We start from the raw sequence: 16,804 nt of genomic DNA, 5'->3' as shown, positions 1-16,804 counted from the left end.
CCGTCGAAACCATGTTTTATCCGAGGCAATAATGGGACGCACCCGCGCTGCCCTCTCCGGGCTTGTCTGCGCCTTCGTCGCGACGGCGACGCCGGCTGCGGCATTCACCGCCATCGATCCGCTCACCCGCCAGCCGCTCTCAACCGTGGAGGAGAGCTTCAGGGCTCAGGCCTCCCCCGTTCCGCGGCAGGTTGTCTCCTTTAGCGGACGCTATGCTCCGGGCACCATCGTCGTGTCGACCAGCGAGCGCCGCCTCTGGTACGTGCTCGGCAACGGACAGGCCGTCCAGTACGGCGTCGGCGTGGGCCGGCCCGGCTTCACCTGGGCGGGGACCCATTCCATCACCATGAAGCGAGAATGGCCCGACTGGCGCCCGCCGGCGGCCATGCTCAGGCGCCGCCCCGACCTGCCGCGCTACATGAAGGGCGGTCCCGACAACCCGCTCGGCGCCCGCGCCCTCTACATCGGCAGCACCATCTATCGCATCCACGGCTCCAACGAGCCGGAGACCATCGGCGAGGCGGTCTCCTCCGGCTGCATCCGCATGACCAACGAGGATGTGGTCGACCTCTACAACCGCGCCAAGGTCGGCGCGCGCGTGGTGGTGCTGCGGTAAGTTCCCCCGATCAGAAACGACGCACGTCATGGCCGGCCTCGTGCCGGCCATCCCCATGATGTGAGGCGCCAAGCTTTTCCGATCGGGATCACCGGCACAAGGCCGGTGATGACGGGCAAGCGGGGAGAGAATGACCTCCCTGTCACCGCCCCCGATCCCGCGACAGCCCCTTGGCCGCCAGATCGTCGAGATAGGCCCGCCACTTCTCCTCCCGCTCCGCCCCGAGCCGGTAGAGATAGTCCCAGCCGTAAATGCCGGTGTCGTGCAGGTCGTCGAAGACGAGCTTCACGGCGTAGTTGCCCACCGGCTCCACGCCGATGATCTCCACATCCCTCTTGCCCGGCACGGTCCTGCGTTCGGCCGGGCTGTGCCCCTGGACCTCCGCCGAGGGGCTCGTCACCCGCAGATACTCGGCCGGAAGCTCGAAGGCGGCGCCGTCGTCGAAGGCGATGCTCAAGGTGCGCCTGTCCCTGGAAAGGCGCAGTTCCGTCGGCCAGCGCTCCGATGTCATAGGCTCAGCCCCTTCCCTGGTTTGCGATTTCACGCTAACTGCTTGAAGAGCAAGTTGAACGCAAGCGTGCGCGAACAAGGATCTCTCCGCCATGGGAGCCCTCCCGGCCCAGCCTGAGAATTCCGCCCCCGGCCGGTCCCTGCTCGACCCCTTCGGCCGGGCGATCACCTATCTGCGGGTCTCGGTGACGGACCGCTGCGACTTCCGCTGCGTCTATTGCATGTCCGAGGACATGGCCTTCCTGCCCAAGCGCGACCTGCTCACCCTGGAGGAGCTGGACCGCATCTGCTCCGTCTTCGTCGGCCGCGGCGTGCGCAAGCTGCGCATCACCGGCGGCGAGCCCCTGGTGCGGCGGGACATCATGACCCTGTTCCGCTCCCTCTCCCGGCACCTGGATTCCGGCGCCCTGGACGAGCTCACCGTCACCACCAACGGCTCGCAGCTGGCCCGCTACGCGAAGGATCTTGCCGCCTGCGGGGTGAGGCGCATCAACGTCTCCCTCGACACCCTCGACGAGGACAAGTTCCGCAGCATCACCCGCTGGGGCGAGCTGCCGAAGGTGCTGCAGGGGATCGACGCCGCGCAGGCGGCGGGCCTGAGCATCAAGATCAACGCGGTGGCGCTGAAGGACGTCAACGAGGACGAGCTGGAGCGCCTCCTGGAATGGTCCCACGGCCGGGGCATGGACCTCACCCTCATCGAGGTGATGCCGCTCGGCGAGATCGACGGGCAGCGCATCGACCAGTTCCTGCCCCTCTCGGCGGTCCGCGCCCGCCTTGCCGCCCGCTACACCCTGGAGGACCTCGACTACCGCACCGGCGGCCCGGCCCGCTACGTGCGGGTGAAGGAGACCGGCGGGCGGCTCGGCTTCATCACGCCGATGACGCACAATTTCTGCGAAAGCTGCAACCGGGTGCGGCTGACCTGCACGGGCCAGCTCTTCATGTGCCTGGGCCAGGAGGACGCCGCCGACCTGCGCACGCCCGTGCGCAATGCCGAGAGCAACGACCAGCTCGAACGCGCCATCGTGGACGCCATCGCCCGCAAGCCGAAGGGCCACGACTTCGTCATCGACCGGCGCCACGCCCGCCCGGCGGTCGGCCGGCACATGAGCGTCACGGGTGGCTAGGCGCGGGATGGCGAGCATGGCCCGCAAGCTGGCGGCTGCCGCGGGCCTGGTCCTCGGGCTCGGCCTGTTCGCCGCCGCCGCCCAGGAAGCCGCGCCGCAGCCGAGGACCGTCATCCGCGTCGCGGTCGAGGGGGCCTACCCGCCCTTCAACTTCATCGATGGCAACGGCGAGCTCCAGGGCTTCGAGGTCGACCTGCTCAAGAGCCTCTGCGAGGCGATGAAGGCGGAATGCGAACTCGTGCAGCACGAGTGGGACGGCATCATCCGAGGCCTGCTGAAGCGGGAATACGATGCGATCATGTCGTCGCTGGAGATCACGGAGCGGCGCCAGAAGCGCGTCGCCTTCTCCGATCCCTATTACCGCATCCCCGCCGTGTTCATCGGATCGAAGGAGACGGCGGCAGGCGAGGTGACGCCTGCCGCGATGGCCGGCAAGAAGATCGGCACCATCGAGCGCACCGATCACGAGGCCTATCTCAAGACCTTCTACAAGGATTCCGAGATCGTCCTCTACGCCAAGGCCGACGAGGCCAATCTCGACCTCCTCGTCGGGCGCATCGATGCGGTCTTCGCCGACGAGCTTCTCCTGTCGAAGTTCCTCGAAAGCCGGGAGGGCGGCTGCTGCCACATCCTCGGCGACGCGCCGGCGGAGCCCGCCTACAGGCGCGAGGCCTACGGCATCGCCCTGCGCAAGGAGGACGAGGCCCTGCGCGAGCGGTTCAACCGCGCCATCGCCCAGGTGAAGGCCGACGGAACCTACGACCGGATCCGCGCCAAATATTTTTCCTTCGATATCAAGTAGAGCCGTTTGACCGGCGCACGCTCACTTTTTAGAACTGAAGAATATTCCAGGGAGCGGACGATGGCGAAGGTTGCATTCCTCGGGCTCGGCGTGATGGGCTATCCCATGGCGCGCCACCTCAAGGCGAAGGGACACGACGTGACGGTCTACAACCGCACGGGGGCCAAGGCCGAGAAATGGGTGTCGGAGAATGGCGGCCGCGCCGCCGCGACCCCGCGCGAGGCCGCCGAGGGCCAGGAGATCGTGTTCGCCTGCGTGGGCAACGACGAGGACCTGCGCCAGGTGACGCTCGGCCCCGACGGCGCCTTCCAGGGCATGGGAGCGGGCACGATCTTCGTCGACCACAGCACCGCCTCGGCGGAAGTCGCGCGCGAGCTCGATGCGGCCGCCAAGGAGAAGGGCTTTGGCTTCATCGACGCTCCGGTCTCCGGCGGCCAGGCGGGCGCGGAGAACGGCGTGCTCACGGTGATGTGCGGCGGCGATGCGCAGACCTACGCCAGGGCCGAGCCCGTCATCATGAGCTTTGCCCGCGCCTGCCGCCTCCTGGGGCCGGCGGGCTCCGGCCAGCTCACGAAGATGATCAACCAGATCTGCATCGCAGGCGTGGTGCAGGGGCTCGCGGAAGGCATCCATTTCGGCAAGAAGGCCGGCCTCGACATCGAGGCGGTGCTGGACGTGATCTCCAAGGGCGCCGCCGGCTCCTGGCAGATGGAGAACCGCGGCAAGACCATGAACCAGGGCAAGTTCGATTTCGGCTTCGCCGTGGACTGGATGCGCAAGGACCTGTCCATCGTGCTCGGCGAGGCGCGCAAGAACGGCGCCAGCCTGCCGGTCACGGCCCTGGTCGATCAGTTCTATGCGGAGGTCCAGAAGATGGGCGGCAACCGCTGGGACACGTCGAGCCTCATCGCCCGGCTCGAAAAGTAAGCAACCGGCTCATCTGCCCGCATCGAAAAACGCCGGAGCCCGGGGCTCCGGCGTTTTTGCATCATCGGACCTCGGGACAGGGCCGTCCGGGACGGCAGCGCGGGCCATCGTCGCCCCTGTTGGGCCGCCCGCCGCCGGAGGGCTCGGGACGGAACTGAGGCCGGTCCATGCGTTCGGGGCGCGGCTGGGCCATCGGCCGCGGCGCTTCGGGGAAGGCGCGCTGCACGTCGAGACGCGGCGGCCGGGGGCGCTCCACGGGCGCCTCGAACCGCGGCATGGGACGCGGCTGGAAGGCGGGAGCCTCGGGTCGTTCCGCCCGGGGCACGGGACGCGACATGAAGCGTTCCTCCTGGAGCTGGCGCAGCCGGCGCTCCGCCCGTTCGTCGCGCCTCGCATCGTCGTTGCCGCGCGGCTCGATCCGCACCGGGCGGTCGGGGCGAGGCTCGTCGAAGGAGGGCCGCATGGCGCGGACGGGATTGTCCCTGCCCGGGCGCTCCGCCGCGTCGGGGCGCTCCAGGCGCGGGCGCGGCACATCGGCCTCGCGCCGGGGACGGCGCTCCTCCGGCACAGGCTGCATGAAGCCCGGCCGGTCGAGGCCGGGCCGCAGGGGCCGCGCGGCATCGCGGCGTTCGAGATCGCGCTCGATCCTCTCCCGGTCCGGGCGCTCCACGCCGAGGCGCGGACGGTCGGGGCGAGGCTCGCGCGGGAGGATCTCGCCCGCATCGAGCCGGGGATCCCTGGGGCGCACGGCATCGCGGACGGGAGCCTCGGGGCGGGGGGCTCGCTGCTCGAGGTCGCGCAGGACCGGCCGCCGGTCCCGGCGCTCGGCCTGCCCGTCATCCACGGGCGGGCGCGGCATCCTGGGGTCGAGCAGGGGAATCGGGCGCGCGGGAAGGCTGGCGGGCCGGGTCACGGGCGTGCCCGGCCGAACTCCCCTCTCCTCGCGCGGCCCGCGCGGATCGACCGCAACCGGGAGCGGACGCACCGGGGCGGCGAGCCCCGGCTGGCGCGGAACCTGGGGCTGCTCCGGACGGGGCGCACGGCGCGGGCGGGGTCCGCCGCCGCCCATGAGAGCGTCGAAGACCGGCGGCGCGGCGACGGGGATGGCCATGGGCCCGCGCGGGGTGACCGGGGCGATGGGCTGGTAGAACCAGCGCGGCGGCCGCGCCCTGTAGGGAACGGGAATCGCGACCGGGATCGGCAGCACGCCGGCCATCACCGGCGGCGGGGGCGGCTCCCGGATGATGGTGATGAAGTCCTCGTCCTCGTCGCGGGGCGGCAGGAGATAGACCGGCGGCCGCGGCGCGGGCACGTCGCGGATGATGGTCACCACCTCCACGACCTCGATCCGCTCCACCTCCGGCAGGGGCGGCAGATCCTCGTAGACCACCTCCTCGAAAACCTGGGGAGGCGCAAAGGGAGCCGAGAGGCGGGCCAGCCGCCGGCGGGCATCGGCGGCGTGGGGGCCGTTCGGGTAGTGGCGCAGATAGGTCCAATAGGCCTCGCGGGTGTTGCGGACGAGCGTGCGGCGCCAGATCACGGCCTCCCGGCGCGCCGCCAGCAGCGCCGTCACGCGGCGGGCGAGGCGATGGTCGGGATAGCGGCGCAGGAAGTCCTGGTAGGCGGGGATCGTGTCCCGCTCCACGGCGATGGCATAGGCCTCCTCGGGCGGCACGTCCTCGATCCGGCGCACCTCGCGCACGAGGGGCCGGGCCGAGGCCTCCGCCGGCTCGAAGAACACGAAGGAGGCGCCGCCGAGATTGGTCGCATGCCAGGGAATCTGCAGGCCGTTGGTGGCCTCGTGGGTGCGCAGGCGGGTGCGGGCGAAGACCTCGTCGAGGGGGAGGCCCGGCTGGCGGATCATCTCGGCGAGCGCGGTGGCATAGGCGCCGTAAGGCCCAGGGCCGTCCGCGGCGACGATGTTGGGCGCGGAGGAGAAGGCCATCAGGAAGCCCGCCGGCGGCTCCATCAGCGCGAGCCCCTTGGCGACCGGCTCGCCCGTGGCGGCAAGCGGATAGTCCCGCGCCATGTCGGCCACGACGATGCGCAGCTGCGCCGGGCTGCGCTCGAGCGAGCGGACGAGGTCGGAGAGGCGGAAACCCTCGATGGGCACGTCCACGTCGCGCTCGATGCGGGCGTCGACCGGAAGCAGGTAGTTCTCGCCCTCGAGCTGCACCCCGTGGCCCGCCAGGTAGACCGCGATGGCGGAGCCGGGCTCAAGGCCCTGCGCCTTGTCGAGGAAGCTGCGGACGAGGGCGCGCAGGTCGTTGGCATTGAGATCGCGGCCCTGGATCACCTCGAAACCGGCGCTAGTCAGCGTCTGGGCGATCAGGCCCGCATCGTTGACCGTGGTGGGGAGCCCGCGTCCCCCATAGGCGCCCTGCCCGACCACGAGGGCGAGCCGATCCTGGGCCAAGGCGGCCGAGGCCTGACCGAAGGCGGCCATCAAGGCAAACGCAGCAAAAACGACAGCACGTTTCAGGGAAGACACGGTTCAAGCCCCTCTTCGACCCGCTGTGACGGGATCATGCCTTGAGAATAAGGCCAAGGCAGTTGAATGCACCGTGAACAAAACGGGACGGCTTATGCAGGTGAGGCGCTTCCTCACCCCTCCCTGAGGGAGAGGTATGGCTGCGGCAGCCTTTGTGCTCTCTCATACAATCGGCTGGTGTCGGCCCTCACTTCCAACTCCTCTCCACAGGGAGAGGAGGGCATTGCGAGCCAGCAGAAACAACGAAAGCGAATTCACCGCCGCGTCATGGTAAGATAGACCACGAAGGCGCCGATCGCGACGGCAAGACCCATGATGGCCATCTGCCGGGCCTCGCCGGTCAGGGCCGCGTCCCGGTACATCTGCGACAGGCGTTCGGCGCGCTCGGGGTCGCGGGACATGAATATCCCGATCACGATGCTCAAGGTGGCGAGGCCGAGGATCCAGTAGGTCGGACGCATGGGCCTGTCTCCTCAGCGTCCCTGGAACCGGGGCGGACGCTTCTCGCGGAAGGCGGCGACGCCCTCCATGAAGTCGTCGCTGGAGCCTGCCTCGCTCTGCAGCTTCGCCTCGAGCTTGAGCTGCGCTTCGAGATCGTTCGTCAGGCTCTGCGCCACCGCCTGCTTGGTGAGGCGATAGGCGAGCCCCGGTCCGGCGGCGAGCTTCGCGGCGAAGGCGGCCACATCGACCGCGAAGGAGGCGTCGTCGAACACCTTGTAGACGAGCCCCATGCGCTGCGCCTCCTCGGCCGGAACGGATTCGGCGCTGAGCATGAGGGCAAGTGCCATTTTCGGGCCGATCAGGCGCGGCAGGATCCAGGTGCCGCCGGCATCGGGGATCAGGCCGATCTTCGCGAAGGCCTCCTGCAGATAGGCGGAGCGGGCCGCCACGACGATGTCGCAGGCGAGCGCGATGTTCATGGAGGCGCCGACGGCCGGGCCGTTGAGCGCCGCGATGGTGGGCTTCGGATAGCCGGAGAGCCGGAGGATCAGCGGGTTGTAGTCCCGCTCCAGGGCAGGCCCGAGGTCGAGGCGGCCCTGCTCGTCGCGCCTCAGGTCCACCGTGAGGTCCTGGCCGGAGGAGAAGGCGCGCCCCTCCCCGGTCAGCACGACCACGCGCACCGCCTCGTCCCGCTCGCACTGGTCGAGGGCCTCGCGCAGCTCGGCATGCATGGTGGCGTTGAACGCGTTCATCTTGTCGGGCCGCGCGAGGGTGATCGTCGCGACCGGTCCGTCGACGGTGCAGCGCAGGGTCGTCGGGCTCATGCTGTCAAAGCTCCTTATCGTCGAGCTCGAACATAGTACGGATTCGCGATGGGAGAACCGGCAAAATGCAGTCCGCACAGCCGGGGCCGACGGTCCAACGGCCGATGATCAACGGCCTTCGCCGCGGGCCGGTTCGGACCCTCCGCGCCTCAGAGGTCGGTGGCCTGTGAGACGTCGAACCGAGCCGTCAGGTCGCTCTCCCGCGCTGCGCGGCTGTAGGTATCCCCTGTGCTCTTGATCTCGTAGCGGGGTTCTTCGCCGCCCGAGGGCAGCAGCTTGGTGATGACGAAGGCTCCGGTCCACGCGGGACCGATGAAACGCTTGGCCGTGAATGTTACGAGTTGGCCGCAGGCATAGAGATAATCGGACATGAGGAACTCCTTCAGAGAGCAAGATCGGGCGGGATGCCGCGGCGGGCGGAAGGACCCTTATTGCCTGAACAGGCGAACCTGCTCGTTCCTGTGCCGGGCTCTGCGCGGCAGGTGCATCCAGGGAACGAGATTGAGGTTCGCAGGATCATCCATGGTGGGGAAATCCAGAAGACCGGATATTTCCGCTGCCCGATAGACGCCGACAGGCGACGCAACCTGGCTGAGCTCGTCTTCGCCCGCCACGCAGTCGAAGGGGCGAGAGCTCGAGCGGATCCGGTATTGCGGCTCGGGCCGCCTTGAATCCAGGCACCCGACGATGGTGTAGGGCTGCCTGCAGACCAGATGGGGGAACCGCTGCTCCGTATAGAGAACGCGATCTCCGACGGCGTAGTGATGGGTTTTCATAGGATGTTCCCTTCGAGCATGACGTCCGTGCAGGCCGCCATACACGAACGGACGTTCGCATCCTTGCGGTCGATGAAGCCGGTGGCCCCGATCAGGAACGGCGATCCAGGCGCCAGATTTCCACGTCCCGCGCCGCAATCCCCGTCGGCAACGGATAGAGTTCCTCCACCCTGGCGATCAGCTGGTCCTTCGTCTTGATCTGCGCGAGATCCAACATGGACAGACGACTCCATCGTGCCCGTACCGTGCGCATGGAGCGTCCTTCGAAGAAGCCACCGTCTTGATGGGAATGAACATATGTCATGAAATCACCTGATATATGCTAGATAAACGCTATTGAAGACATATCGTTCCAAATATTTATCGCAATATCGCTATTATTTCATATTAACGTTTAAATATATTTCTGCAGATTTATTATTTTTTATTATCGGCGGCTTGGAGAAGTTCACAAACCTCCGTCTGCAGCCTCGGCAGCAGGTCGGCCTCGAACCAGGGATTTTTCTTGAGCCAGCCGTTGTTGCGCCAGGAGGGATGCGGCAGCGGCAGGATCCTGGGTTTTCGCGGGTCGGCGAGGATCTCGCGCCAGGCCCTCACCGTCTCGGTGAGCCCGTCCTTGAAGCCGCTCCCCAGGTGCCACGCCTGCGCGTACTGGCCGATCAGCAGGACGAGACCGAGATTGGGCAGCGCCTCGAAGAGGGGCCGGCGCCAGGCCTCGGCGCATTCCCGGCGCGGGCCGAGATCGCCGCCCTTCGCATCCTGCCCCGGAAAGCAGGAGCCCATCGGCACGATGGCGACCTTGGAGGCGTCGTAGAAGGCGGCCTCGTCGAGCCCGAGCCAGTGGCGGAGCCGCGTGCCCGAACGGTCCGCGAAGGGGATGCCGCTGGCATGGGCCCGGGTGCCGGGCGCCTGGCTCGCGATGCACAGGCGCGCGGCGGCGCTGCCCTGGATGATCGGGCGCGGCTCGTGCGGCAGGGCCGTGCCGTAGCGCGGCGCGTCGCGGCAGATGCGGCAGGCCCTGAGCTGGGCGGCCAGATGGTCGAAATTCGGCAGGGAATCCATGCCGGACAGATGGGGATTCCGGGCGCCACCGTCGAAGCGACCTTTTGAGGCGGATCAAGGCGCCCGCCGAAGGCGATGCGTAGAAGCGATCCGATGATCGACCTTCTCGCCTTCGTCCCGGCCGTCGCCGCGATCCTCGCGACGCCGGGCCCGACCAACACCCTGCTGGCAAGCTCGGGCGCCCAGGCGGGCTTTCGCCGCTCGCTGCCGCTGGTGCCTGCGGAGCTGTGCGGATATGCGCTCGCCATTGCCGGATGGGGCCTGTTCCTCGAACCGGTCTCGGCCGGGCTGCCCTGGCTCAAGCCCGCCCTGCGGCTTGCCTGCGCGGCCTATCTGGTGGCGGTGGCCTGGGGATTGTGGTCGAGGGCGGGAGAGGCGCTGGGCGCCTCCGGCTTCGGCACGCGCCGCGTCTTCACGGCGACGCTGCTCAACCCGAAAGCCCTGCTTTTCGCCGCCGTGATCTTTCCCGAAGCGGCCTTCCGGAGCCCGGACGTCTTCCTGCAGGCGATGACGACCTTCGCGGCGGTGATCGTTCCGATCGCGCTCGCCTGGATCGGCTTCGGCTCCGCCCTCGCGAAGCCGGGCTTCGTCGTGAGGCCGAGAACCGTCCAGCGCGGCGCGGCGCTGGTGCTGCTCACCTTCTCGGCATCCCTCGGAGCGGCGGCCCTCGGCTGAGGTCAGCCGCCCGAAGCGTTCTCCCTGCGCCAGTCCTGCGGCCGCTCGAATTCGCCCTCCCACAGCCCTACCGCCCGTTCCTGGGCTCGCGCCTCCTCGGCGTCGTAGTCGCGCCCGTAGGAAACCGCCCAGCCGCTCTCCACCATCCGGGTGCCGATGTCGTTCCCATCGACGGTGCAGCGGGCGAGGATGCGCTGGTAGCGGTCGCGGCCGGCGGCGCGGCAGCGCACCGTCTCACCAGCGACGAGATCGATCAGCACCCTCCGGGCCATCTCGCCGCAGGCATAGGAGCGCCCGGCGCGGGAGCAGCGTTGCTCCAGCTCTGGCGCATCGATCCCCTTGATGCGGATGCGCGTCTCGCCGATGCGGATCGTGTCGCCGTCGGTGACCTGGGCCCGGCCTTCGAGCGTGCGCCCGCTGGGCTTCAGCACGAGCGCGGCTCCGCCGGCGAGCGCCAGCGCGACCATCAGGGAGGTGGCTCCGCTCCGCCGGGAGCCGGGGCGTCGAAACCTCACGACAGACGCTCGGACACTCCCGCCTGCCCGAAGGTGGCCATGTCGCGATGGATCGCCGCCGCCGCCTTCACGAGGCCGGCGGCCAGCGCCGCGCCCGAGCCTTCGCCGAGGCGCATGCCGAGCGCGAGCAGCGGGATCTTGCCGAGGCGGGCGAGCACGTCCTGGTGCGCGCCTTCGGCGCTCAGGTGCCCTGCGATGCAGTGGTCGATGGTCGAGGGATGGATGGCATGGAGAACCGCTGCGGCGGAGGTCGCCACGTAGCCGTCGAGCACCACGGGAATGCGCTGCAGGCGCGCGGCCAGGATCGCGCCCGCCATGGCGGCGATCTCGCGCCCGCCGACGCGGCGCAGCACCTCGAGCGGGTCCTTCAGATGGTCGCCGTGACGGGCGATGGCCGCCTCGACCGCCGCGACCTTGCGGCGGAGCCCCTCGTCGTCGACCCCCGTGCCGCGCCCGACCCAGTGCTCGGCAGGCCCGCCATAGAGCGCCGTGTAGATCGCCGCCGCGATGGTGGTGTTGCCGATGCCCATCTCGCCGATGGCGAGGAGATCGGTGCCGCCGGCGATCGCCTCCATGCCGAAGGCCATGGTGGCGACGCAGGCCTTCTCGTCCATGGCCTCGGCCTCGGTGATGTCGCCGGTGGGCATGTCGATGGCCAGATCGAACACCTTGAAGCCGAGCCCATAGGCCGCGCAGATCTGGTTGATGGCCGCCCCGCCCGCCGCGAAGTTCTCCAGCATCTGCCGGTTCACCTCGGAGGGAAAGGCCGACACGCCCTTGGCGGTCACGCCGTGGCTTGCCGCGAACACGCAGACGAGCGGACGGTCGACGCTGGGCGTGGGCTTGGCCTGCCAGGCGGCGAGCCACTCGGCGATCCATTCGAGGCGACCGAGACTTCCGGCGGGCTTGGTGAGCTGCCGGTCGCGCATCCGCACGGCCTCGACGGCGGCCTCGTCCGGACCGGGCATGGTCGTGATCAGGCGGCGGATATCGTCGAAAGGTGAGGACACGGCATCGGACATGGAGGGCTCCGGCTCAGGGGGCATTGCAGAACGCGAGGAGGCGTGACCTATAACGGCCGATCCACGCGGGGTGAAGCATGTCGGAGCAAATTGAACGGGGCGAGGCGGCGACCATGAGCGGCTGGCGGGCGGCGGCCATCGACCTAGCCCATTGCGTCCGCTTCTATTCCCGGCTTCCGGTGCCGGCCCTGCCCTGGGAGCAGGACGCCCATGCGCTGCCGAGCTTCCCGCGGCTGGCGCGCCTGATTCCCCTCGCCGGCCTCCTCATCGGCCTCCTGCCGGCGGCCGTGCTGGGATTCGCCCTCCTCCTCGATCTCGGCCCCTGGATCGCCGCGGCCCTGTCCGTGGCTGCCATGGTGCTGGCGACCGGGGCGCTGCACGAGGACGGCCTGGCCGATACCGCCGACAGCGTCGGCGGCGCCACCCGCGAGAGGCGCCTGGAGATCATGCGCGACAGCCGCATCGGCGCCTTCGGCGCCTCGGCCCTGGTCCTCTCCCTCTTCCTGCGCATCGCTGCCCTGGCGATGATCGTCGCCCGGTCCGATGGGGCGGCGGCCGTTGCGGCGGTGCTGATCGCTGCCTCCCTCTCGCGCACCGCGGGCCTGATGCCCCTCGCCTTCCTCGCCCCGGCCCGGGCCGACGGGATGTCCCGCGCGGTGGGGCAGCCGCCGCGGGATTCGTTCTGGCTCGCCACGGGCATCGCTGGCACGATCGCGGTCGTGCTGGGCCTGCCCGGCGGCCTTCCGCCGTCCGGGATCGCCCTGATGCTGGTGCTGTCGGCCCTCTCGGGCCTCGCCCTCACCGCCTTCGCGAGGCGCCACCTCGGCGGGCAGACCGGCGACATCGCGGGCGCCGCGCAGCAGGTGGCGGAGATCGCTGCGCTGATCGGCCTCTTGACCGTGCTTCCGGCGTGACGACATGAACGAGAGCTGCTTCCACTGACGTGGAAGCAGCTTTAGTCTTTGCCCAGCCGCGCTTTTTGGCGGCGAACCGGAACCCACTTCGCTAAAAAAGCGCTCCAGGATGACCCGCGTTTCCAGCCCCTGCATCCGCGTCTGCACCCTCGATTCCGAGACGGGCCTCTGCGAAGGCTGCGGCCGCACGCGCGAGGAGATCACCCGCTGGTACCGGATCACGGAGGAGGAGCGCCAGAAGATCATGGCCGAGCTGCCGGAGCGCATGCGCCTGGCCTTCTCCCTCGAATCCCCCTTCGCCCCAGAGCCCGACAAGGCGCGATGATGCCGGGGATTCGCGGCGCAGGCCTGCTTCTCCTGATCGGCGCCCTCCTGGCGGGACTCTTCGCCGAGGACCCGGTCGGACCGCTCCCGGCCCTGGAGGCCGCAGGCCTCCTCGGGTTCGGCGGGGTCTGCCTCATCATGGCGGCTGGCATCGTCGAGGGCTTCGTGCGGCACTGGACCTACGGCATCCAGGCCGTCGCGGCGAGCGGCGGCATCCTCATCGCCCTCCTCGTCACCTATGCCTCCCGCGACGAGTTGCAGGCGGTGCTCGACCGCGCCATCGGCGACATCGCGGTGGGTCGCACCGTCGTCGCGCCGGGGGGCGAGGTGGTGGCGGCGCGCCGGATGGACGGCAGCTTCCTGGTGCAGGCTAAGGTGAACGGACGGGAGACCCGCTTCATCTTCGACACCGGCGCCAGCACCGTGGTCCTGCGGGCGGAGAACGCCGCGGCCCTCGGCTTCAATCCGGAGACGCTGACCTATTCCGTTCCCGTCTCCACCGCCAACGGCGCCGCGCTCGCCGCTCCGGTGGTGATCGAGAGCCTGACCGTCGGCTCGATCACCGCGCGCAACGTCCGCGCGCTGATCGCCCGCGCGGACGTGCTCCACGCCAATCTCCTCGGCATGAGTTTTTTGGAGCGGCTGGAATCCTACGAGGTGCGGGGCAACCGGTTGATCCTGCGGGGGAAGGATAGCGCCGGTTGATGCGCTGTCATCCCGGACGGCGGACCCGATCCGGGATCGGGCGCAGGATATAGCTCTAAACTCCCTCTCCCTGAGGGAGAGGGTTGGGGTGAGGGGTTACAGGTCTTTCCGGAGAGGGCGCAACCCCTCACTCGCGCCTGAAGGCGCGACCTCTCCCTCAGGGAGAGGTCAAGGAGCCACACTCGTCATGCGATCTCTGGTTCTGCTCCGCAGCCCCGGGATGACGACCGAACGTTACTCCGCCGCAGCCAGTCTCGCCTCGAGTGCCGCCGTCTCCCGCTGCACATGCGCCACCGCATCCCTCAAGGTCTGCAGGTTCGCGCCGGGCTTCACGGCCTCGGTGGCGAGATGGCGGCGATAGGCGCGCGCGCCTGGGCGGCCGGTGAAGAGGCCGAGCATGTGGCGGGTGATGTTGTGCAGGCGCTCGCCCTTTTCGAGCTGCTCCGCGATGTAGGGCTCGTAGGCCGCGATGGCCTCGAAACCATCGGCCACGGGCGCGGATTCGCCGTAGAGCCCGGGATCGACCCCGAGCAGGATTTCCGGCTCCTGATAGGCCGCGCGGCCGAGCATCACGCCGTCCACGTGCCTCAGGTGCTCGTGGATCTCGGGCCAGGTCTTGATGCCGCCGTTGATCGCGATGGGCAGATCCGGGCGGGCCTGCTTCAGGCGATAGACCCTGGGATAGTCGAGGGGCGGAATGTCCCGGTTCTCCTTGGGCGACAGGCCTTTCAGCCAGGCCTTGCGGGCATGGACCGTCAGCTCGTCGCAGCCGGCCGCCACCACGCAATCGGTGAGGCGGTTCAGGGCCTCCTCCGGGTCCTGATCGTCCACCCCGATCCGGCACTTCACCGTCACCGGCAGGGAGACGGCCGCCTTCATGGCCGCCACGCACTCGCCCACCAGTACCGGCTCCTGCATCAGGCAGGCGCCGAAGCGGCCGTTCTGCACCCGGTCGGAGGGGCAGCCCACATTGAGATTGATCTCGTCGTAGCCGAAATCAGCGCAGATCTTCGCTGCCTCCACCAGCTCCTTCGGATCGGACCCGCCGAGCTGCACCGCCACCGGATGCTCGGCCGCGCTGAACCCGAGCAGGCGCTCCCGCGGCCCGTGAATGACCGCCCCCGTGGTGACCATCTCCGTATAGAGCCGCGCCCGGCGCGACAGGACGCGATGGAACGCCCGGCAATGCCGGTCGGTCCAGTCCATCATGGGGGCCACGGTGAAGAACTTTTGGGTCATCTTCGGCAGAGCGGTTGGTCGGGTGTAAGGAAACAGGCCTTTTCATATGGGTACGATGGCCTCAAGGCAAATAGGCAGGCTTCTCGCTGTCATTCCGGGGCGACCCTAGGTCGAGCCCGGAATGACAGTAAGGCAGGTGAAAAACCTGGACGGCCGGACAAGCCCGGCCACGACGGGCTGGGGAGATTTCAAACCACCCCAGCCACCTTCGCGCCCAGCACCTCAGCCGCCGCGCGCGGATCGAGCTTCACCTGCAGCCCCCGCTGGCCGCCGTTGATGAACACCTCGGCGTGCTCGAAGGCCGATTGCTCCAGCACGGTCGGCACGCGCTTCTTCTGGCCGAAGGGGCTGATGCCGCCCACATGGTAGCCGGTGATGCGCTCCGCATCGGCCGGCTTCATCATCTGGGCCGCCTTGCCGCCCAAGGCCGCGGCGAGCTTCTTCAGGTTGACCTCGCGGTCGGAGGGCAGGATCACGCAGGCGGGCTTGTTGTCCACCAGCACCATCAGGGTTTTCAGCACGCTCGACGGGTCGGCGCCCATGGCTTCCGCCGCCTGCAGGCCGATGCGCTCCGCGTTCGGATCGTACGCGTAGGAATGCACCGTGAAGGGCACGCCCGCCTGCTGCAGGGCCAAGGTCGCGCGGGTGGTCTTGGACATAGTCGAGAGCGTCAGGACCGATCAGTGGTCGTGCTTGTGTCCATGATGGTGGCCGCATCCGCAGCCGGGGCCGTGATCGTGGTGATGATGGTCGTGACCGTGCTTGTGATCGTGCGCATGATCGTGGCCGTGAGCATGCCCGTGGTCATGGCCATGGGAATGCCCGTGATGATGGTGGTGATGCCCGTGGTCATGGTCGCAGACATGGGTGCTGCGCTCCGGCCGGAAGGGCCGCTCCACGGGGGTCACGGTGCAGCCCTGCCCGCGGGCGAGTTCCGCCAGCGCCGGGTTGTTCTCGATGTAGAGGGCATCGGCCGCGATCTCGGCGAGGCCGTGATTGCTGCCGAGATGCCAGGCGAGGCGCATGAGGCGCAAGGGGTTCTCGGCCCTCACCTCGAGCAGGGACTCAGGCTTAGCCTTCACCTGGACGAGCCGCCCGTCCTCGAGCCGCAGGGCGTCGCCGTCATTGATGGTGGTCTCCATATCGAGGTCGAGATGGATCTCGGTTCCGCCCTCGCCCCTCAGCGTGCCGTGGCGGCGGTTGCGGGCCGCGTGGTCGAGGGTGATGGTGTCGACGACGCGGTCGGCCTTCACGGCGGGCTTGCGGACGATGGTGGTGACGCGGGGCATGGGCTGGTCTCGGTCTGTGATCGGGTGAGGCTCAGATAAGCGGCTTGGCCGGAAATTAATAGGCGATCTTGTCGTCCTTGTCCGCCCAGGCGTCGAACACGGCCTTGGCCTCCAGGCTCGGCAGGTGGTCCATGGGGATCAGCCGTTCGGAGATGGGTTTGGAGATCTCGTCGTAGATCAGGCTGTCGTCGAAGCCGATCTCGGCCGCATCCTGGCGGGTATTGGCATAGACGATGCGGCTCACCCGGGCCCAATAAGCGGAGGCCAGGCACATGGGGCACGGCTCGCAGCTCGTGTAGAGGGTGGCGCCTTCGAGCGAGAAGTCGCCCACCGCCTGGCAGGCGCGGCGGATCGCCGTGACCTCCGCGTGTGCCGTGGGGTCCTTGGCGGAGGTGACCTGGTTCCAGCCCTCGGCCAGAATCGTGCCGTCGCGCACGATCACGGCACCGAACGGGCCTCCCTCGCCCCCCTCCATATGCTCGCGGGACAGGGCGACGGCGCGCGCCAGATAGCGTTGATCTTCGGGTTTGCTGGTGCTCATG

Annotated in this window: 22 protein-coding genes; 8 read left to right on the top strand and 14 right to left on the bottom strand. The window is 68.8% G+C overall.

Annotated features, from left to right (window positions below; translation table 11 throughout):
- Positions 1-31 precede the first annotated feature (31 nt).
- Positions 32-616 (top strand): L,D-transpeptidase, encoded by a 585-nt coding sequence (locus GR303_RS00140; RefSeq protein WP_161723218.1) that lies wholly within the window; start codon positions 32-34, stop codon positions 614-616.
- A gap of 142 nt (positions 617-758) precedes the next feature.
- On the opposite strand, the gene GR303_RS00135 is transcribed toward GR303_RS00140, so the two are convergent.
- Positions 759-1,127 (bottom strand): gamma-butyrobetaine hydroxylase family protein, encoded by a 369-nt coding sequence (locus GR303_RS00135; protein WP_161723217.1) that lies wholly within the window; start codon positions 1,125-1,127, stop codon positions 759-761.
- Positions 1,128-1,218: 91 nt separating this feature from the next.
- On the opposite strand from GR303_RS00135, the gene moaA reads away from it, so the two are divergent.
- The 3 genes from moaA to GR303_RS00120 are packed head-to-tail and all read left to right on the top strand — an operon-like array spanning position 1,219 to position 3,985.
- The gene (gene moaA, locus GR303_RS00130) at positions 1,219-2,256 is read left to right on the top strand and encodes a GTP 3',8-cyclase MoaA (RefSeq protein WP_161723216.1); all 1,038 of its coding nucleotides are present in this window, start codon (positions 1,219-1,221) and stop codon (positions 2,254-2,256) included.
- A gap of 16 nt (positions 2,257-2,272) precedes the next feature.
- Positions 2,273-3,058: a transporter substrate-binding domain-containing protein gene (locus tag GR303_RS00125; RefSeq protein ID WP_161723215.1), complete on the top strand. Its 786-nt coding sequence runs from the start codon at positions 2,273-2,275 to the stop codon at positions 3,056-3,058.
- Between the two features lie 60 nt (positions 3,059-3,118).
- Entirely contained in the window at positions 3,119-3,985 is an 867-nt protein-coding gene (locus GR303_RS00120) for an NAD(P)-dependent oxidoreductase (protein WP_161723214.1), read from the top strand.
- Positions 3,986-4,046: 61 nt separating this feature from the next.
- Here the strand turns inward: GR303_RS00120 and GR303_RS00115 are convergent, their stop codons facing one another.
- The 7 genes from GR303_RS00115 to GR303_RS00090 form a co-directional block, all read right to left on the bottom strand.
- On the bottom strand, positions 4,047-6,476 hold the full coding sequence (locus GR303_RS00115; protein ID WP_161723213.1) for a caspase family protein: 2,430 nt from the start codon (positions 6,474-6,476) through the stop codon (positions 4,047-4,049).
- Positions 6,477-6,730: 254 nt separating this feature from the next.
- Complete coding sequence (locus GR303_RS00110; RefSeq protein ID WP_161723212.1) at positions 6,731-6,937, bottom strand: hypothetical protein; 207 nt, start codon at positions 6,935-6,937, stop codon at positions 6,731-6,733.
- A gap of 12 nt (positions 6,938-6,949) precedes the next feature.
- Positions 6,950-7,741, bottom strand: a complete 792-nt coding sequence (locus tag GR303_RS00105) for an enoyl-CoA hydratase-related protein (protein WP_161723211.1) — start codon at positions 7,739-7,741, stop codon at positions 6,950-6,952.
- Positions 7,742-7,890: 149 nt separating this feature from the next.
- Positions 7,891-8,112 carry a hypothetical protein gene (locus tag GR303_RS00100; RefSeq protein ID WP_161723210.1) on the bottom strand — a complete coding sequence of 74 codons (222 nt, stop codon included), beginning with the start codon at positions 8,110-8,112 and terminating at the stop codon, positions 7,891-7,893.
- 57 nt (positions 8,113-8,169) lie between these two features.
- Positions 8,170-8,517 (bottom strand): hypothetical protein, encoded by a 348-nt coding sequence (locus GR303_RS00095; protein ID WP_161723209.1) that lies wholly within the window; start codon positions 8,515-8,517, stop codon positions 8,170-8,172.
- Between the two features lie 91 nt (positions 8,518-8,608).
- Entirely contained in the window at positions 8,609-8,734 is a 126-nt protein-coding gene (locus GR303_RS25085; protein ID WP_281351478.1) for a hypothetical protein, read from the bottom strand.
- A gap of 200 nt (positions 8,735-8,934) precedes the next feature.
- On the bottom strand, positions 8,935-9,579 hold the full coding sequence (locus GR303_RS00090; RefSeq protein ID WP_201751837.1) for a uracil-DNA glycosylase family protein: 645 nt from the start codon (positions 9,577-9,579) through the stop codon (positions 8,935-8,937).
- 93 nt (positions 9,580-9,672) lie between these two features.
- On the opposite strand from GR303_RS00090, the gene GR303_RS00085 reads away from it, so the two are divergent.
- Complete coding sequence (locus GR303_RS00085) at positions 9,673-10,254, top strand: LysE family translocator (RefSeq protein ID WP_161723208.1); 582 nt, start codon at positions 9,673-9,675, stop codon at positions 10,252-10,254.
- A 2-nt stretch (positions 10,255-10,256) separates the two neighbouring features.
- Here GR303_RS00085 and GR303_RS00080 read toward each other — a convergent pair whose 3' ends face one another.
- A complete protein-coding gene (locus GR303_RS00080; RefSeq protein ID WP_161723207.1) occupies positions 10,257-10,769 on the bottom strand; it encodes a thermonuclease family protein in 513 nt (170 codons plus the stop codon).
- A complete protein-coding gene (cobT, locus tag GR303_RS00075) occupies positions 10,766-11,791 on the bottom strand; it encodes a nicotinate-nucleotide--dimethylbenzimidazole phosphoribosyltransferase (protein WP_161723206.1) in 1,026 nt (341 codons plus the stop codon). The genes GR303_RS00080 and cobT overlap by 4 nt, the downstream gene beginning before the upstream one ends.
- Before the next feature lie 77 nt (positions 11,792-11,868).
- On the opposite strand from cobT, the gene cobS reads away from it, so the two are divergent.
- From cobS to GR303_RS00060, 3 genes are all read left to right on the top strand, one after another.
- The gene (gene cobS / locus GR303_RS00070) at positions 11,869-12,705 is read left to right on the top strand and encodes an adenosylcobinamide-GDP ribazoletransferase (RefSeq protein ID WP_425487106.1); all 837 of its coding nucleotides are present in this window, start codon (positions 11,869-11,871) and stop codon (positions 12,703-12,705) included.
- A 109-nt stretch (positions 12,706-12,814) separates the two neighbouring features.
- On the top strand, positions 12,815-13,030 hold the full coding sequence (locus GR303_RS00065) for a DUF1289 domain-containing protein (protein ID WP_161723205.1): 216 nt from the start codon (positions 12,815-12,817) through the stop codon (positions 13,028-13,030).
- Complete coding sequence (locus GR303_RS00060; RefSeq protein ID WP_161723204.1) at positions 13,030-13,734, top strand: retropepsin-like aspartic protease family protein; 705 nt, start codon at positions 13,030-13,032, stop codon at positions 13,732-13,734. The genes GR303_RS00065 and GR303_RS00060 overlap by 1 nt, the downstream gene beginning before the upstream one ends.
- A gap of 234 nt (positions 13,735-13,968) precedes the next feature.
- Here GR303_RS00060 and dusA read toward each other — a convergent pair whose 3' ends face one another.
- The 4 genes from dusA to GR303_RS00040 form a co-directional block, all read right to left on the bottom strand.
- Positions 13,969-14,973: a tRNA dihydrouridine(20/20a) synthase DusA gene (gene dusA, locus GR303_RS00055; RefSeq protein ID WP_161723203.1), complete on the bottom strand. Its 1,005-nt coding sequence runs from the start codon at positions 14,971-14,973 to the stop codon at positions 13,969-13,971.
- A gap of 188 nt (positions 14,974-15,161) precedes the next feature.
- Entirely contained in the window at positions 15,162-15,632 is a 471-nt protein-coding gene (gene ybaK / locus GR303_RS00050) for a Cys-tRNA(Pro) deacylase (protein WP_161723202.1), read from the bottom strand.
- A 21-nt stretch (positions 15,633-15,653) separates the two neighbouring features.
- Positions 15,654-16,262 (bottom strand): urease accessory protein UreE, encoded by a 609-nt coding sequence (locus tag GR303_RS00045; protein ID WP_161723201.1) that lies wholly within the window; start codon positions 16,260-16,262, stop codon positions 15,654-15,656.
- Between the two features lie 55 nt (positions 16,263-16,317).
- The gene (locus GR303_RS00040; protein WP_161723200.1) at positions 16,318-16,803 is read right to left on the bottom strand and encodes a nucleoside deaminase; all 486 of its coding nucleotides are present in this window, start codon (positions 16,801-16,803) and stop codon (positions 16,318-16,320) included.
- Between the last annotated feature and the right edge of the window lies 1 nt (position 16,804).

The sequence above is a fragment of the Microvirga arsenatis genome (assembly GCF_009910705.1).
Lineage (GTDB): Bacteria > Pseudomonadota > Alphaproteobacteria > Rhizobiales > Beijerinckiaceae > Microvirga > Microvirga arsenatis.
Note: the sequence above shows the minus strand (reverse complement) of the source record. Positions and strands in the feature narration are given on the sequence as shown.

What these genes read in the sequence shown, in the direction of transcription:
- GR303_RS00095 (WP_161723209.1), bottom strand. Translation starts at nt 8,517, where the DNA reads ATGAAAACCCATCACTACGCCGTCGGAGATCGCGTTCTCTATACGGAG.
- cobT (WP_161723206.1), bottom strand. Translation starts at nt 11,791, where the DNA reads ATGTCCGATGCCGTGTCCTCACCTTTCGACGATATCCGCCGCCTGATC.
- GR303_RS00110 (WP_161723212.1), bottom strand. Translation starts at nt 6,937, where the DNA reads ATGCGTCCGACCTACTGGATCCTCGGCCTCGCCACCTTGAGCATCGTG.
- cobS (WP_425487106.1), top strand. Translation starts at nt 11,869, where the DNA reads ATGTCGGAGCAAATTGAACGGGGCGAGGCGGCGACCATGAGCGGCTGG.
- GR303_RS00085 (WP_161723208.1), top strand. Translation starts at nt 9,673, where the DNA reads ATGATCGACCTTCTCGCCTTCGTCCCGGCCGTCGCCGCGATCCTCGCG.
- GR303_RS00045 (WP_161723201.1), bottom strand. Translation starts at nt 16,262, where the DNA reads ATGCCCCGCGTCACCACCATCGTCCGCAAGCCCGCCGTGAAGGCCGAC.
- ybaK (WP_161723202.1), bottom strand. Translation starts at nt 15,632, where the DNA reads ATGTCCAAGACCACCCGCGCGACCTTGGCCCTGCAGCAGGCGGGCGTG.
- GR303_RS00060 (WP_161723204.1), top strand. Translation starts at nt 13,030, where the DNA reads ATGCCGGGGATTCGCGGCGCAGGCCTGCTTCTCCTGATCGGCGCCCTC.
- moaA (WP_161723216.1), top strand. Translation starts at nt 1,219, where the DNA reads ATGGGAGCCCTCCCGGCCCAGCCTGAGAATTCCGCCCCCGGCCGGTCC.
- GR303_RS00040 (WP_161723200.1), bottom strand. Translation starts at nt 16,803, where the DNA reads ATGAGCACCAGCAAACCCGAAGATCAACGCTATCTGGCGCGCGCCGTC.
- GR303_RS00125 (WP_161723215.1), top strand. Translation starts at nt 2,273, where the DNA reads ATGGCCCGCAAGCTGGCGGCTGCCGCGGGCCTGGTCCTCGGGCTCGGC.
- GR303_RS00065 (WP_161723205.1), top strand. Translation starts at nt 12,815, where the DNA reads ATGACCCGCGTTTCCAGCCCCTGCATCCGCGTCTGCACCCTCGATTCC.
- GR303_RS00105 (WP_161723211.1), bottom strand. Translation starts at nt 7,741, where the DNA reads ATGAGCCCGACGACCCTGCGCTGCACCGTCGACGGACCGGTCGCGACG.
- GR303_RS25085 (WP_281351478.1), bottom strand. Translation starts at nt 8,734, where the DNA reads ATGTTGGATCTCGCGCAGATCAAGACGAAGGACCAGCTGATCGCCAGG.
- GR303_RS00100 (WP_161723210.1), bottom strand. Translation starts at nt 8,112, where the DNA reads ATGTCCGATTATCTCTATGCCTGCGGCCAACTCGTAACATTCACGGCC.
- GR303_RS00135 (WP_161723217.1), bottom strand. Translation starts at nt 1,127, where the DNA reads ATGACATCGGAGCGCTGGCCGACGGAACTGCGCCTTTCCAGGGACAGG.
- GR303_RS00120 (WP_161723214.1), top strand. Translation starts at nt 3,119, where the DNA reads ATGGCGAAGGTTGCATTCCTCGGGCTCGGCGTGATGGGCTATCCCATG.
- GR303_RS00090 (WP_201751837.1), bottom strand. Translation starts at nt 9,579, where the DNA reads ATGGATTCCCTGCCGAATTTCGACCATCTGGCCGCCCAGCTCAGGGCC.
- dusA (WP_161723203.1), bottom strand. Translation starts at nt 14,973, where the DNA reads ATGACCCAAAAGTTCTTCACCGTGGCCCCCATGATGGACTGGACCGAC.
- GR303_RS00140 (WP_161723218.1), top strand. Translation starts at nt 32, where the DNA reads ATGGGACGCACCCGCGCTGCCCTCTCCGGGCTTGTCTGCGCCTTCGTC.